Annotated in this window: 15 protein-coding genes; 7 read left to right on the top strand and 8 right to left on the bottom strand. The window is 62.1% G+C overall.

Going from position 1 to position 13,526, the window contains the following annotated elements; all coding sequences use genetic code 11:
• From ACR65N_RS19745 to ACR65N_RS19735, 3 genes are all read left to right on the top strand, one after another.
• A partial coding sequence (locus tag ACR65N_RS19745; RefSeq protein WP_440458382.1) for a hypothetical protein occupies positions 1-365 on the top strand: 365 nt, incomplete at its 5' end.
• Between the two features lie 715 nt (positions 366-1,080).
• Positions 1,081-1,359, top strand: coding sequence for a hypothetical protein (locus ACR65N_RS19740; RefSeq protein ID WP_440458381.1), 279 nt, complete (start codon positions 1,081-1,083; stop codon positions 1,357-1,359).
• 33 nt (positions 1,360-1,392) lie between these two features.
• Positions 1,393-2,193, top strand: coding sequence for an SDR family NAD(P)-dependent oxidoreductase (locus ACR65N_RS19735; RefSeq protein ID WP_440458380.1), 801 nt, complete (start codon positions 1,393-1,395; stop codon positions 2,191-2,193).
• 2 nt (positions 2,194-2,195) lie between these two features.
• Here the strand turns inward: ACR65N_RS19735 and istB are convergent, their stop codons facing one another.
• The 5 genes from istB to ACR65N_RS19710 all read right to left on the bottom strand — a co-directional run bounded on the left by istB (position 2,196) and on the right by ACR65N_RS19710 (position 9,057).
• A complete protein-coding gene (istB, locus tag ACR65N_RS19730; protein WP_440458379.1) occupies positions 2,196-2,972 on the bottom strand; it encodes an IS21-like element helper ATPase IstB in 777 nt (258 codons plus the stop codon).
• Between the two features lie 16 nt (positions 2,973-2,988).
• Positions 2,989-4,542 carry an IS21 family transposase gene (gene istA, locus ACR65N_RS19725; protein ID WP_440458378.1) on the bottom strand — a complete coding sequence of 518 codons (1,554 nt, stop codon included), beginning with the start codon at positions 4,540-4,542 and terminating at the stop codon, positions 2,989-2,991.
• A gap of 333 nt (positions 4,543-4,875) precedes the next feature.
• Positions 4,876-5,268, bottom strand: coding sequence for a response regulator (locus ACR65N_RS19720; protein WP_440458377.1), 393 nt, complete (start codon positions 5,266-5,268; stop codon positions 4,876-4,878).
• Positions 5,269-5,339: 71 nt separating this feature from the next.
• Positions 5,340-8,471, bottom strand: coding sequence for a CheR family methyltransferase (locus tag ACR65N_RS19715; RefSeq protein WP_440458376.1), 3,132 nt, complete (start codon positions 8,469-8,471; stop codon positions 5,340-5,342).
• A 163-nt stretch (positions 8,472-8,634) separates the two neighbouring features.
• Positions 8,635-9,057 carry a response regulator gene (locus tag ACR65N_RS19710; RefSeq protein WP_440458375.1) on the bottom strand — a complete coding sequence of 141 codons (423 nt, stop codon included), beginning with the start codon at positions 9,055-9,057 and terminating at the stop codon, positions 8,635-8,637.
• Positions 9,058-9,243: 186 nt separating this feature from the next.
• On the opposite strand from ACR65N_RS19710, the gene ACR65N_RS19705 reads away from it, so the two are divergent.
• Positions 9,244-9,699, top strand: a complete 456-nt coding sequence (locus ACR65N_RS19705; RefSeq protein ID WP_440458374.1) for a DUF4174 domain-containing protein — start codon at positions 9,244-9,246, stop codon at positions 9,697-9,699.
• A gap of 62 nt (positions 9,700-9,761) precedes the next feature.
• Positions 9,762-10,244 carry a pyridoxamine 5'-phosphate oxidase family protein gene (locus tag ACR65N_RS19700; RefSeq protein ID WP_440458373.1) on the top strand — a complete coding sequence of 161 codons (483 nt, stop codon included), beginning with the start codon at positions 9,762-9,764 and terminating at the stop codon, positions 10,242-10,244.
• 86 nt (positions 10,245-10,330) lie between these two features.
• On the opposite strand, the gene ACR65N_RS19695 is transcribed toward ACR65N_RS19700, so the two are convergent.
• Together ACR65N_RS19695 and ACR65N_RS19690 are read right to left on the bottom strand one after the other, a co-directional pair.
• Positions 10,331-10,975: a 3-oxoacid CoA-transferase subunit B gene (locus ACR65N_RS19695; protein WP_430307739.1), complete on the bottom strand. Its 645-nt coding sequence runs from the start codon at positions 10,973-10,975 to the stop codon at positions 10,331-10,333.
• A gap of 1 nt (position 10,976) precedes the next feature.
• Positions 10,977-11,693, bottom strand: coding sequence for a CoA transferase subunit A (locus ACR65N_RS19690; protein ID WP_440458372.1), 717 nt, complete (start codon positions 11,691-11,693; stop codon positions 10,977-10,979).
• Between the two features lie 124 nt (positions 11,694-11,817).
• Between ACR65N_RS19690 and ACR65N_RS19685 the strand changes: the two genes are divergently transcribed.
• Both ACR65N_RS19685 and ACR65N_RS19680 read left to right on the top strand, forming a co-directional pair.
• Positions 11,818-12,378, top strand: coding sequence for a helix-turn-helix transcriptional regulator (locus ACR65N_RS19685; protein ID WP_440458371.1), 561 nt, complete (start codon positions 11,818-11,820; stop codon positions 12,376-12,378).
• 126 nt (positions 12,379-12,504) lie between these two features.
• Positions 12,505-13,041: an invasion associated locus B family protein gene (locus ACR65N_RS19680; RefSeq protein WP_440458370.1), complete on the top strand. Its 537-nt coding sequence runs from the start codon at positions 12,505-12,507 to the stop codon at positions 13,039-13,041.
• 115 nt (positions 13,042-13,156) lie between these two features.
• Here the strand turns inward: ACR65N_RS19680 and ACR65N_RS19675 are convergent, their stop codons facing one another.
• Positions 13,157-13,525: a DUF423 domain-containing protein gene (locus ACR65N_RS19675; RefSeq protein WP_440458369.1), complete on the bottom strand. Its 369-nt coding sequence runs from the start codon at positions 13,523-13,525 to the stop codon at positions 13,157-13,159.
• Position 13,526: the final 1 nt, after the last annotated feature.

Below are 13,526 nucleotides of genomic sequence, written 5' to 3'. Positions count from 1 at the left end.
ATCACCACCGTCTGGATCAGGTCTCGCACGATCGGCATCAGCCGGCGCTTCGCCTCTTCATCGGCATTGTTGCGGGCAAGGAAAAGCAGACCCAACATCCACACCCGCCCTCGCTCGGCGGGCGCACCCGTTTGTTCTACGTTCACCTGGAAAGCGTGAAGACTGTCACTGATGCCGAAGAAAAGTGGTTTGGCGCCGGGCTGGGCGGGGCCGAGGCCTCCGATTGGCCGTCAGCCGGCGGAGAGCCACCACCGATACCGCTCTATTGCGGCGCAAGGGTTCCGATCGCCCGATGGATGGCGTCGATCAGCACCCTTCCGTGGAACTGCCCGCAGATTCCCAACGCCCGCAGCCTCTTCACCTGAGACCCGAGACTTCCTCGCGACCGTGCATAGCCCGTCACACGCAGCGTCCGGGCAGGCAAGCAGTCCCGGACACTGATGGGCAACACATCGGCATGTCGAAGTAAGGCATGATCGGTGGCCTGCGCTGAACGGTCGATGGCTGCCGTAAGCACGGCATCTCGGATGCAGTCTTCCATGAATTGTGAGCTACTCGCGCGCCACTGGTTCAAGCTCATTGGCGAACGCAAAGGATGGAAGCTTCGACGCGTCCCATGCCCGGAAGCTGACAATGCGCAGAAGTGATGTATCAGGCAACAATCGGGAAGCTCCCGGGATCGGGTGAAGGGTCAACCGAATGTTGATCGCGGCCTTGTCAGTGCCTGCGCGCTTGCTGACTGTTACCGATTGAAGCTCAGCCCGCGCAGCCGACGGCGGACGCAATCCGGTTAATCGGTGGCCTGCGTCGAACGGTCGATCGGCAGCCGAAGTGTGCGGGAACTGTAAGCGGCGAGTGGCGCCACACGACAGGAATAGGAGTTTGGCCGAGGCTCGTGCGAGACAGGAGGCGACCCCGGCGTTGCATTACCATCTCGCATGCAGACCATCTCGTCTGCATGGTGCGAGATGCCGTCTCAGGCAGACCGGCCACCATCGGCGCTCCCTCGGCTCCGCGACGGTCGATGCATCCTTTCCCTGACACCGACGTTGTGTTGCCTGAACGGGAAGGGAGCACGTCTTGATCTATTCACCCCCTGCAGGCTCGTCCAGCGAAAGCGACTTGCTGCTCGAAGTCCAGCGGCTCCGGCACGAGGTGGCTCTCCTTTCCTCGATGATCGATCGAGCCACCCCGGTGGAGGCGCGTATTCGCGCGGATCGCCATCCGTGGCTCAGACTGGCCGCCACCATCGGCATGAGCTTCGCGCTCGGCAAGGTGATCCGGGTGCTGCGGCTTCCTGGCGCAACGGCTGCGGCCATTCCCCTCATCACCAGCCAGGTCAGCAATCGCTTCCTGTGAAGCGACCGGATCGGCCCTTGGAGTTCTGCTGCAATGTCTCAAACTGAAAGAAAGCTGGCAGTCGTCACGGGTGCCTCCTCAGGGATCGGTCTTGAACTCGCCAGAACTGCGGCGAGCGACGGGTTCGACCTGGTGATCGCGGCCGATCAGCCGACGCTGGAAGAAGCCGCTGCAGAGCTGCGTGAACAGGGCGTCGTCGTCGATGCCATGCAGGTCGACCTCTCCACCCTTATCGGCGTTCAGGACTTCGTCCAGTTCATCCGTGACAAGGAGCAGCCCGTCGACGTCCTGATCGCCAATGCCGGGATCGACAAGGGACACGCCTTCCTCGACCAGACGCTGGAGGACGGTCTCCAGATCATCGACACCAATATTCGCGGAACGACTGCACTCATCCACATCCTCGCCAAGGACATGAAAGCGCGCAGGGCCGGGCGCATCCTGATCACCAGTTCGATCGTCGGTCTGATGCCGGGACCGTTCCATGCGGTCTACGCCGCCAGCAAAGCGTTCCTGCATTCCTTCTCGATGGCCTTGCATGAGGAACTGCGGGATACCGGGGTCACTGTCACCTGCCTGATGCCGGGGCCGACCGATACGCCGATCTACGAACGCGCCGACATGCTCGGCACGGCCGTCGGACAGGCGGGCAAGGCCGATCCCGCCAAGGTGGCGGAGGCAGGGTTTGGAGCGATGATGAACGGGGAGCGTGATGTGGTGCCGGGGCTGATGCGTATTTCGGAAGAACGGGACAGTCGTTTCACTAAATCGCGGACAGTGGTTTCACCAATTCCGGGACAGCATGGTGTGGTCGATTTTCGCCTGCCTGGTTGAAGTCATGAGCGATTGATTTCGCCGTTTTCAGCGCCGGTCAAGTGGGATGGTGCTTTTTGCCGTCGCATGCTGTCGCCTTCAAGGGTGATGCGGTGAGCATTATGGATGATACGATCGAGGATTGCGTCTGCGATGGTCGGTTCTCCGATCATATCGTGCCACTGGGCGACAGGAAGCTGCGCGGTGATGAGCGTTGATTTCCGGCGATAACGTTCCTCGAAGATTTCCAGCAGGTCGAGGCGTTGTTGATCTGTGAGCGTGTGGGTTCCCCAATCGTCGAGGATCAGCAACTGGACGCGGGCGAGTTTGTCGACCAAGCGTGGAAAGCGGCCGTCAAGCCTGGCAAGGCCCAGGTCTTCGAACAGACGCGGCATACGCAGGTAGAGGATGGAATGATCAAGCCGGGCAGCCTGACGGCCGAAGGCGCAGGCGAGCCAGGTCTTCCCCGTGCCGGTCTGGCCGGTGATGATCATGTTCTCATGTGCCTTCAGCCATGCCCCTTGCGCAAGCGACAGCGTGTTGCGGCGATCGAGACCACGATGAGCGGCAAAGTCGATGTTTTCGATGCAGGCGTCGGGAAAGCGGAGCTTTGAAGCTGCAAGCCGGTTGGTCAGGCGCTTGTCGGATCGCAGAGCCGTTTCCCGATCGAGCATCAGACCGAGCCACTCGTCACGGCTGAGATCGCTGCTGCTGTTCTGAGCGGCAAGTTCGCGATAGGCCGTTGCCATTCCGGCAAGGCCAAGGGCTTGCATCTGATCGAGGGTTGGATGTGTCAGCATGGATCTTTCCTTTCCTTCATTGATAATAGGAGCCGCCGCGGATGTTGGTGTGCGGCGGGGTGGGTTTTGCCGGATCGGTCTGGGGCTTGGTTCGATCGAGACCGGATTTGAGAATGGCGGCGACAGAGGAATAGGTGATGGAATTGATGACCAGCGCCCGCTCGCACGCCGCTTCCAGGCGATCCGTCTCGTAACGGCGGGCAAGGGACAGAATGCCGAAGGCCGAGCGATATCCTTGTTCGGGATGAGGACGATCGCGCATCATCCGCTCGACCAGAATGGCGGTGTTCACCCCGATCCTTGCGGCCTGGTTCAAAAGCGATGCCGGCGTCGTGTTGGCATAACGCTGGTGGGATTTGGGCATATGCTCGTTGACCGTGACATGCCCGGATCGCTGAGAACGCCTGATATGGCTGGCAATCCGCTTGTGATCGAGGAATATCTCGACCACCCGGTGGGTCAGACGCACATCAACCTGTCGGCCGATCAAGCGGTGCGGCACGGAGTAGAAGGTCTTGTCGACCTCGACATGGTAATCGGGATGGACCTTCGCCGATTTCCATTCCGCATAGTCGAACGGCGTTGCTGGCAGAGGCGCAAGCGCCTTTCTCTCCACCTCCTCGAACAGGTCTCGGCGTGACTTGCCGATGTGGCGCATCGGGCGGTTGTTCAAGTCGTCAAGCAGAACCGAGATCGCGGCGTTCAGATCGGCCAGACTGAAGAAGCGACGGTTTCTGAGGCGAGCCAGTATCCAGCGCTCGATGATCAGCACGGCACCTTCGACCTTGGCCTTGTCGCGCGGCTTGCGGCTTCTGGTCGGCAGGATGGTCGTATCGTAATGTTCGGCCATGGCAGCGAAGGTGGCGTTGAGCGTGGGCTCGAACCACAGCGCCTTGGCGACGCCTGCCTTCAGGTTGTCGCACACGATCGCCTTCGGGACGCCGCCGAAGAAGCTCAGCGCCCGTTCCTGGCCCTCGATCCAGTCCGGTAGTTTCTGGCTGAAGCTGGCAGAAGCGAATGTCAGTGACGAGGCGGGAAGCATAGCTACGAAGATTTGTGCCGAATGGATGACGCCGGTCGAAGGGTCGATGATGGGGATCGTGTGGCCGGCGTAATCCGTCTGCATCACCGCGCCGGCCTCATGGCGGTTGCGGAAGGTTGCGTGCGCGCGGCGTTCAAAGGCGGCAAAACGGTCGCAGAACCATGTGTAGCCGTAGCCGTCGGGATGGCTCGCCCTGTATTCCTGCCACAGCAGCGTCAGCGTTACACCCTTGCGCTTCAGCTCGGCAGAAACGGACCGCCAATCCGGCTCGACCAGGTCTTGTGGCGGTCGACCAACGCGCCGGAAAAGATGGCGCTCCAGCGCGGCATCGTCATCGAGACCCGCAGGTAACGGCCAGACTGAAAGGCCGGTCTCCTTCGCTCGCAGCAGATACGTAGCCACAGAGGTTTTGCTGATCTTGAGGCGTTCCGAAACGGCGCGAACAGAAAGGCCCTGTTCATGCGTCAGTCGCAGTATCGATCGAATGTCTTTCACTGTCGTTCGTCTCGCTTGCTTCCGTCTTGGCATGGCCCCTCTCAACCGATGATGAGGAGGCAATCTGCCAGAACGGCGCTCGCGAAAATCGACCTTAAATCCACGTCCGGGACTGTCCCGGAATTACCGGAATCGCTGTCCCGTATTTACTGAAATCGCTGTCCGCGAATTACCGGAATCCCTGTCCGGGAATTAGTGAAACACGCAGGCTGATGAACAAGGTTCTGACGGTCGCGGCCAATGTTGTGCCCTCAGGCGTGCTGACAGCTGTGCAGGCGGCAGCCACGCGGCCGAGAAAATAGCGATCTTCGACTGTCGAACCTGGTCCGATACCGCTTGAACGACGGAGCCTGCGCCTGCAGCGCGTTACGCGTCCGCGATCGGTGGGCCGAAAAGGCCGCGGGCGATGTGCTCCAGTTCGAATGGCTTTTCGCAGAGCGTGTAGCCGGTGAACCGTTGCGGGATGACGGAAGCGTCATAGGCGCTGGCGAAGACGAAGGGGATCCCGAGCTGCTCGAGTTTCTCGGCTACCGGAAAGACCAGCTTGTCGTCGAGGAAGATGTCGAGGATCGCTGCATCGACCTTCTCTTCCTCGATCAGCCGAAGCGCCTGCTCGACCCTCGGCGTCGGCCCGACCACGGTCGCGCCGAGCTTGGTCAGCTTCTTGCGCGTCGCATCGGCGAGGAGGAACTCATCCTCGACGACCAGTATGTGCTTGCCGGCCAGCAACGAGATAAACTGCGGTTCTACAACAGACAATGATCTTACTCTTGCGGGTTACGAGTGCGGGTTACGGGCGCGGATGTAGGGGAAGATGCGTATAGCAGTGGTCAGGCGTCCTGTTCGTCCTGAAGCCGGCTGTCGGCGCCGACCTTCAACAGGAAGGATAATTTCACCTCTAACCCGTGAGGGTGGAATTTTGTTTCGACCTCGCCGCCGAGCCGGTAGCCGATCTCGCCGTTGAGCAGCGACATGCCGAAACCTTCGGTATATGCCTCAGCCACCATCGGACCGTCCTTCTCGCTCCAGGTCAGTTCGAACTGCCCGTCGTGGATCCGCCAAGAGACGGTCACCTTGCCATCGCTGTTGCTGAATGCCCCGTATTTCGCGGCATTGGTGGCAAGCTCGTGGATGACCATGCCGACCGACAGGCCACACTGCGGCGTGAGCTTGATGTCGGGTCCATCCAGCACCACCCGCTCCGATCCGAAAGGTGCGAGTTCCTGGGTCAGAAGCTCGGCTACGGACGCCTCCTTCCACTGCTCGCGCGACAGAAGGCCGTAGGCCCGAGACATGGCTTTCAGGCGGCCGATGAAAGCCGCATGGAAGAGTTCCGGCGAGGCGGAGGCCTCGAGCGTCTGGGTCGCAATGCTGATCGTCACCGCCAGCATGTTCTTGACGCGGTGGTTGAGCTCGGAGATCAGCACCTTCTGGTGGCTCTCCGCTTCCGCCAGCGTCGTGACATCGATGAGTGTGACGACGACGCCATCGATCTTGTCGTGATCGCCGCGATAGGGGATCAGGCGGGCCATGAAGTGCTGGCCGTTGCCGTCGCGCGGCAGATGATGATCGCGGCTTTCGCCGGACGAAAACACCTCGGTGATGTGAGCCTTGAGATCGGGATAATCGATCTCGCTCGACAGCTCGGTCAGCGGCCGGCCGACGTCGGAGTTGCGCAGCTTGAAGAACTGCGATGCCGTCGGCGTGAAATTGCGGATCACCAGGTTGCGGTCGAGGAAGATGGTGGCGATCTGCGTCGCGTCGAACAGGTTGCGCAGATCGTTGTTGGCCCTGTCGAGGTCCTCGATCTTGCTGTTCAGCTCAGCATTGATGGTGCTGAGCTCTTCGTTCAGCGACTGCATCTCCTCCTTGGAAGCCTCGAGCTCCTCGTTGGAGGACTGGGCCTCCTCGTTGACGGACACCAGTTCCTCGTTCGAGGATTTGAGCTCTTCAAGGGCGGTCTCGTATTCCTCGATCGTCGACTGAAGCCGCTCGCGGGTGTCGCGCAGCTCGCGCTCGAGATCGGCGGCGCCATCGACCTGGCGACGGCTGCGTTCGGCATCCATGCGGGCCTGCGAACCGACCGGTGTGAAGACGACGAGATAGAGCTGCTCGGCCGCCGGGCGTATGTTGAGCTGCTCGATGGTCAGCGTCACCAGCTGGACAGAGCCGTCATCATCGTCGGCAGCAATGTTTTCCTTGACGACGCGGCGGGCTGTCGACGTTGCTTCGCGCAGTGCTGCCCTGAGGTCGAGCCTGAGGTCGCGCTTTGCCATGTTGAGGAGCTGCCGGTTGGGTGCTCCCTGCGGCACTTCCAGATATCGCCCGGTTCTTGCCGATGCATAGACCACGTCGCCGTCGCCGTTGACGATGACGTGCGCCGGCGCATGGCTTTCCAGAACCTGGGCTTCGACGGCCTGGCGAAGCTGCACTCCGCCGATGCCCCGGATCGGCTGCCGGATTGCCGGCGTGAGCGGGCCGCGGCGGTCGTCGCCGACCATGATCTGGCGCCGCTGGCCGGTCGGATCCTCGCGCGCCTGGAAAACCCTGTTCTTCTTGTCGATCGTCAGAAACAGGTCGCCGTGCTGGCCTATCCCCTCGGAGGTGCCAAGGAACAGGAAGCCGCCCGGCTTCAGGGCGTAATGGAAGGTCGGGATGACCCGGCTCTGCACCTCCTGGCCGAGATAGATCAGCAGGTTACGGCACGAAACGAGGTCCATGCGCGAGAAGGGCGGGTCGCGGATGACGCTGTGGGGGGAGAAGATGCACAGTTCGCGCACGGCGCTGTTGACGACGAAGCTGCTGCCGTCGCTGGTGAAGAACTTGTGCCGCCGCTCGTCGGAAACGCCTTCGAGCAGAGCTTCGGGGTACCGTGCGCTGCGCGCGACGCCAAGCGCCGGATCGTCGATGTCGGTGGCGAAGATCTGCACCCGTGGCACGACCGAGAGGTTCTCCATGTGCTCGCGCATCAGGATCGCCAGCGAGTAGGCCTCCTCGCCGGTGGCGCAGCCCGGCACCCAGATGCGCACCGTGTCGGTCGCCTTCTTGTCCTCGAACAGTTGCGGGATGACCGACTTTTCGAGGATGGCGAAGGCGTCGACATCGCGGAAGAAGTTGGTGACGTTGATCAGCAGATCGCTGAACAGCCGCGACACCTCTTCAGGCTCCGTGTTCAGAATGTCCACATAGGTGCCGATCGCCTCGACCTGCTTGACCTGCATCCGGCGCCGGATCCGCCGCAGCAGCGTCTTGGTCTTATATCCGGAAAAGTCATGGCCGGTGCGGCTCTTGAGGATCGTGTAGATCTGCTCGCAAGCGTGCTGGATCTCGGCCTCGTCGGCGTTCACCGCGCCACCACTCAGGTCGCTCAGGAGGTCGAAGCCGTGGGTGAAGGTGACCAGCTTCTCGCCCATCTGCTCGACAGGCAGAGCCAGATCGATCAGGCCGGTGGCAATGGCGCTCTGCGGCATGTCGGGATTGCGCGGCGCCGTGCCGTCGGCGACCTGGGCCAGCGTCAGCCCGCCATGCTCCTTGATAGCCTTGACCCCGAGCGTACCATCATTGTCGCCGCCGGACAGGACGATGCCGACCGAATACTCGCCCTGATCCTTGGCAAGCTCGCCGAAAAAGATGTCGACGGGCTTGCGTTCGCGCGAGATCGGGTTCAGCGGCCGCTGGGCAAGCTTGCCGTTCTCAATGCCGAGGACGGTGTTTTCCGGCATCACGTAGACGGTTTCCGGCTGCACCTGCATTCCATCCGCCGCCACGACGACCGGCATGCCGGTGTAACGCTGCAGGACTTCATGAAGGTGGCTTTCCCGTTGCGGATTGAGGTGGGTGATGATCACGAAGGCCATGCCGGACCGGTGCGGCAGACCGCGGAAGAAACCTTCCATGGCGGCAATCCCGCCTGCAGAGGCGCCAATCCCGACGATGGGGAACTTGTGACTGGTGTCTGACATGTGCGGTCCCCATCGATCAGCGCGCAGCGAGCTACCGATCAAAAATTAGGTATGCCGACACAGGTGGTTTGGCAACCTGAGAATGTGTTCTCCCGGCAACATAGGGAGGATGGTACTGCAGGAGACGTTTGCAGCGAAGGCGCCGGATTGAAGCGTGTGGCGGTCACATCGCCCGGCACATCCGGGTTACCGCTGCGAGCAGTGCCGCACGCTCCACGGGCTTGGAAAGCACCTGATGTTCTCGCATTCCGGAAGGCAGTTCCCGGGTGCTGTGGCCGCTCAGGAAGACAAACGGAATATTGCGCCCCTTCAACTCCTCTGCGACCGGAAAGCTCTTTTCACCGAACAGATCCATGTCCAGGAAAGCCGCGTCGACGGGATTTTCGGCGATTGACGAGATGGCGGCTCTGGCTGTCGCACACGGCCCGACGATCTCGTGTCCGGCATCGCGGAGAGTGGCCGCATAATCTTCCGCGATCAGCCACTCGTCCTCGACGATCAGTATATTTACCGGCATCGACTTCTCCCGGGTTCGAGAACGAACGGCTGGCATGACCTCAACATTTCCCTGCGCCGGATGTTTCACCGGCATCTTCTTGCATAACCGATCCACCCTGCGCCGGCGAGTGCATACGTGGCGGCAGCAGACTATTTTCCACGTGTGGTGGTATGGCGCATGCCAGTGCGATCGATGCTCTGGATCGCTGAAACGGGAACATCCCCGCCGTTCACGCATTCGGTCTGGGTCGAGATCAACTGACGGGCCGCCGGTATGCCGACGAAGACACTGGCATTGGCGCTCCTGCTGGCAGCCGCCGGTTTGCAACAGGGACATGCGATGGAAGCGCTCGCTGACTTTCGATGGAAACAGCGGATCTTGCTGGTCTACGGCACGGAGGACGATCCGCGCCTGCAACGGCAGATTGCAGAATTCACGCAGAGGCCGGACGCAATGGCGGAGCGCGACCTGCTTGTTCTGAAGGTGGCAGGTGCCGAGGTCGAGGCTGTCAGTGGAGGCACTTCGTCCGGTGCGGTCATCCGCCAGGCCGGCACCGCTGATCACCTTCGCCAGGAGGGCGGGGTCGATGACCGGTCGTTCCAGGTGCTGCTGGTCGGCAAGGACGGCGGCATCAAGCTGCGCCGCTCCGATGTAGTCGATCCCGAAGAGATCATCGCGCTGATCGACAGCATGCCGATGCGACAGACCGAGCAGCGAAAGCGCAACTGACCATCGCGCCCGCCCCATGGCGAACAACAACAAGATCAACGAAACGACACAAGGAGAACGACATGACGGATCACCACGACGATCAGGCGAAGGTCTGGCAACTGGTCGAGAAGATCGGCTTTTGCATGCTGACCACCCAGAACGGCACCGAGCTTCGTGCCCGGCCGATGTCCGCCTATTCCGCAGAGATGGAAAACGCGATCTACTTCCTGACGGATGTTGCAAGCCACAAGGATGAGGAAATCTCCCGCTATCCGAACGTCTGCCTGGCCTTCGCCGATTCCAAGGGTCAGAAATACGTGTCGATCTCGGGTACCGCAGAGATCCAGAACGATCGCGAAAAGGTCCAGGACCTGTGGGCGACGCCGGCGAAGGCCTGGTGGGACAGCCCGGAAGATCCGTCGATCCGCATCCTCAAGGTCACGCCGTCCTCCGCCGAATACTGGGACAGCCCGGGCACCGTCATCAGCTATATCAAGATGGCTGCCGCTGCCGTGAGCAGCACGCGGCCGGACATGGGCAAGAACGCCAAGGTCGGCATGTAAAGATCGACCGAAATGCGCCGCGGCAGCCGCGGCGCATTTCCTTTCGCCTTCTGCCGTTCATCGCAGAGCCGGCAGGTGATCGAGGATCAGGCGAGGGCGACCTCGTAGGGCGCTTGCGTCTTTGCGGCTATCTCCTCCAGCGTCGCGCCGTCCGCCAGTTCGATCAGCGTCATCCTTGGCGAACCCTGGCGTTCCAGCGTGAAGACGCCAAGATCGGTAATCACCATGTCGGCGACCCGCCGGCCGGTCAGCGGCAAGGTGCATTCGTCGAGCAGCTTCGGCTCGCCCTTGGCGGCGTGCTCCATCACCACCACCACGCGCTTGACGCCGGCCACCAGGTCCATGGCGCCGCCCATGCCCTTCACCATCTTCCCGGGGATCATCCAGTTGGCGAGGTCGCCGGCGACCGACACCTGCATTGCGCCGAGGATCGACAGGTCGATATGTCCGCCGCGGATCATTCCGAAACTGTCCGCAGACGAGAAATAGCTCGTCTTCGGCAATTCGGTGATCGTCTGCTTACCGGCATTGATCAGGTCGGCATCCTCTTCGCCTTCGAAGGGAAACGGACCCATGCCGAGCATGCCGTTCTCGCTCTGCAGCGTTACCTCCATGCCGGAAGGGATGAAGTTGGCGACGAGGGTCGGGATGCCGATGCCCAGGTTGACGTAGAAGCCGTCTTGAAGTTCGCGGGCGGCGCGGGCCGCCATCTGTTCACGTGTCCAGGCCATGTCAGGCGCCCTCCCTCTCGCTCTTCGGTCGCGTGGTGCGCTGCTCGATGCGCTTCTCCTGCGCCGGCACATGGACGATGCGCTTGACGAAGATACCCGGCGTGTGGATCGCATCCGGCTCGATCTCGCCGAGCGGTACGAGATGCTCGACCTCGGCCACCGTCATCCGCCCGGCAGTCGCCATCATCGGATTGAAGTTGCGGGCGGTCTTGCGGTAGACGAGGTTGCCTTCGCTGTCGCCCTTGTAGGCGTGGATGATCGAAAGATCCGCCACCAGACCCGTCTCCATCACGTAGTCGTCGTCGCCGAAGCGGCGGATTTCTTTGCCTTCCGAGACCAGCGTCCCGACGCCCGTCTTGGTGTAGAAGGCCGGAATGCCGGCGCCACCCGCGCGAATGCGTTCGGCGAGCGTTCCCTGCGGATTGAACTCGAGCTCGAGCTCGCCGGAGAGGAACTGCTGCGCGAACAGCTTGTTCTCGCCGACGTAGGACGAGACCATCTTGCGGATCTGACGTGTCTCCAGGAGCACGCCTAGTCCGTAGCCGTCGATGCCGGCATTGTTGGAAATCACCGTCAGGCCCGTCACGCCCGACAGGCGGATCGCCTCGATCAGGCTCATCGGGATGCCGCAGAGACCAAAGCCGCCGGACATGACGGTCATTCCGTCGAACAGGACGCCGGCGAGAGACTCTGCCGCCGTCGATACGACCTTCTTCATGCTCGTTCCTCCTCCAAGGGGCGATCGCCAGCGCGAAAACGATCGTCGAGGAGGAGACTATGACTTGATGGGACGCGGTCGTTAGCCGTATTTATACGGTAGGGGCCGTGGCGGAGGATGTTCGATGATGACGGAAAGCGCCGGCAGCCGCTTCGGGCTCTCTGAAATGCCGGTGCCGCTCGTCTACGCGACGCACCGCATCATCCGCGACTGCAATTCCGAGTTCGCCCAGCTGTTCGGCTATGCCCGCGAGGAACTGATCGATGAAAGCTTCGCGCGGCTCTATCCAAAACTCTCGGATTTCGCCCGGACCGGGCAGATGTGGCAGGCGCATCTGCGTTCCGGCCAGACCTACTACGACGAGCGCATCATGACGGGAAGCGATGGCCGGCGCTTCTGGTGCCGGGTTCGCGGCCGCAGCCACCACCAGGCTGATCCGTTCGCGCAGGCCGTCTACTGTTTCGAACCGATGGCCCGGCCGGTCGCCCACGACACGGGTCTGATGACCGACAGGCAGCGCCAGATCGTCGCCCTTGTCGCGCAAGGCAAGACGAACAGGGTGATCGCCGGCGAGCTGGGGCTCTCCGCGCGAACCGTTGAATCGCATCGGGCACGGCTGATGCGGGCCATAGGCTTGCGCAACACGGCCGATCTCGTCGCCTGGTTCAGCCGCGAACACGTCTGAGGATCACGGCGGCCTGGCGGTCGAAAAGCTTGATGGTAAAGGGCCGATATGGCAGTCACTCGGCCTTGCGGCGGGAAACCTATGGATCCACCTGCCGCTCGGTGTTTTCCTCGGCGAGATCGAACCATGCGACGCCTGCGCTTTCTGCTTGCCTGCCTGTCGGCCTTCGTCTGTCTGCCGCTCCTCTCCGTGCCGCCTGTCGGGGCTGCGCAACTGCCGGGCGGCGTCGGGGAATTGCTGGAGACCTATGGCGACTGGACCGTCGGCTGCAGGGCGCAGAACGCTGTCGTCGGATGTGTGGTCAGCCAGGTGCAGAGCGATCCCAAGAGCCGCCGCCCGCGGCTGTCGGTCGAATTCGCCACCTCTACGGGCGGACGGATCGAAGGTGCGCTGCTGTTGCCGTTTGGCCTGGCGCTGGCAAACGGTGTCGCCATCTCGCTGGATGATGCGGGGAATGCCCAGAGCTTCCCGTTTTCCACCTGTTTGCCGGGCGGCTGCCTCGTTCCCATTCGCTTCGATGCGGCGATGACCGAAGCGCTGAAAAAGGGCACGCTGCTGCATATCTCTGCCGTCATGCTCAGCACCGGCGCGACGGTCCCGATGCGCGTCTCTCTGAAGGGACTGCCGGAAGCCATGCAGCGGGCGTCCGAGCTGGCACCCTAGGGATCTTCGCCGAGGCTTCCGAAGTCCTTTCGTCACAGCGCTCCTGGCGCATCCGACGGACATTCCGCAGCTCAGGCCAAAACATGGGCTTTTGCCCCGCCTGATACCCGAGGGATTAGTCGTGTCCATGCCTGAAGAAGGCGCCGGCAGCGATGAGCAGCCAGCCGGCCATCATCAGCAACCCGCCGAGCGGTGCAGCCATGGGAAACAGGCTTGCCTGTTCCAGATGACGCCAGACAAGGTCGCCGACAAATACCAGCGTCCCGAGCGCTAGAACCGCGCCGGCGGGCAGGGCCGTCCGCAGCATCCGGTGGCCAAGACAGAGCGCCAGGATCACGGGCGCATGGGCGAGGCACATGGTGGAGGCATTGCCGAGCAGCCGGGCATCGCCGCCATGGCTTGCGGCTGCTGCCAGGGCGACGCCGCTGGCGCCGAGAAAACCGGAGAGCATCAGCAGGATGGGACGCAGAGAAACCAGGTTCATC

This window comes from Rhizobium sp. SAFR-030 (assembly GCF_059415005.1).
Note: the sequence above shows the minus strand (reverse complement) of the source record. Positions and strands in the feature narration are given on the sequence as shown.

Coding starts and splice junctions, on each gene's coding strand:
- ACR65N_RS19680 (WP_440458370.1), top strand. CDS start 12,505: ATGCGACGCCTGCGCTTTCTGCTTGCCTGCCTGTCGGCCTTCGTCTGT.
- ACR65N_RS19695 (WP_430307739.1), bottom strand. CDS start 10,975: ATGGCCTGGACACGTGAACAGATGGCGGCCCGCGCCGCCCGCGAACTT.
- ACR65N_RS19675 (WP_440458369.1), bottom strand. CDS start 13,525: ATGAACCTGGTTTCTCTGCGTCCCATCCTGCTGATGCTCTCCGGTTTT.
- ACR65N_RS19700 (WP_440458373.1), top strand. CDS start 9,762: ATGACGGATCACCACGACGATCAGGCGAAGGTCTGGCAACTGGTCGAG.
- ACR65N_RS19705 (WP_440458374.1), top strand. CDS start 9,244: ATGCCGACGAAGACACTGGCATTGGCGCTCCTGCTGGCAGCCGCCGGT.
- ACR65N_RS19735 (WP_440458380.1), top strand. CDS start 1,393: ATGTCTCAAACTGAAAGAAAGCTGGCAGTCGTCACGGGTGCCTCCTCA.
- ACR65N_RS19715 (WP_440458376.1), bottom strand. CDS start 8,471: ATGTCAGACACCAGTCACAAGTTCCCCATCGTCGGGATTGGCGCCTCT.
- ACR65N_RS19685 (WP_440458371.1), top strand. CDS start 11,818: ATGATGACGGAAAGCGCCGGCAGCCGCTTCGGGCTCTCTGAAATGCCG.
- istA (WP_440458378.1), bottom strand. CDS start 4,542: ATGCCAAGACGGAAGCAAGCGAGACGAACGACAGTGAAAGACATTCGA.
- ACR65N_RS19690 (WP_440458372.1), bottom strand. CDS start 11,693: ATGAAGAAGGTCGTATCGACGGCGGCAGAGTCTCTCGCCGGCGTCCTG.
- istB (WP_440458379.1), bottom strand. CDS start 2,972: ATGCTGACACATCCAACCCTCGATCAGATGCAAGCCCTTGGCCTTGCC.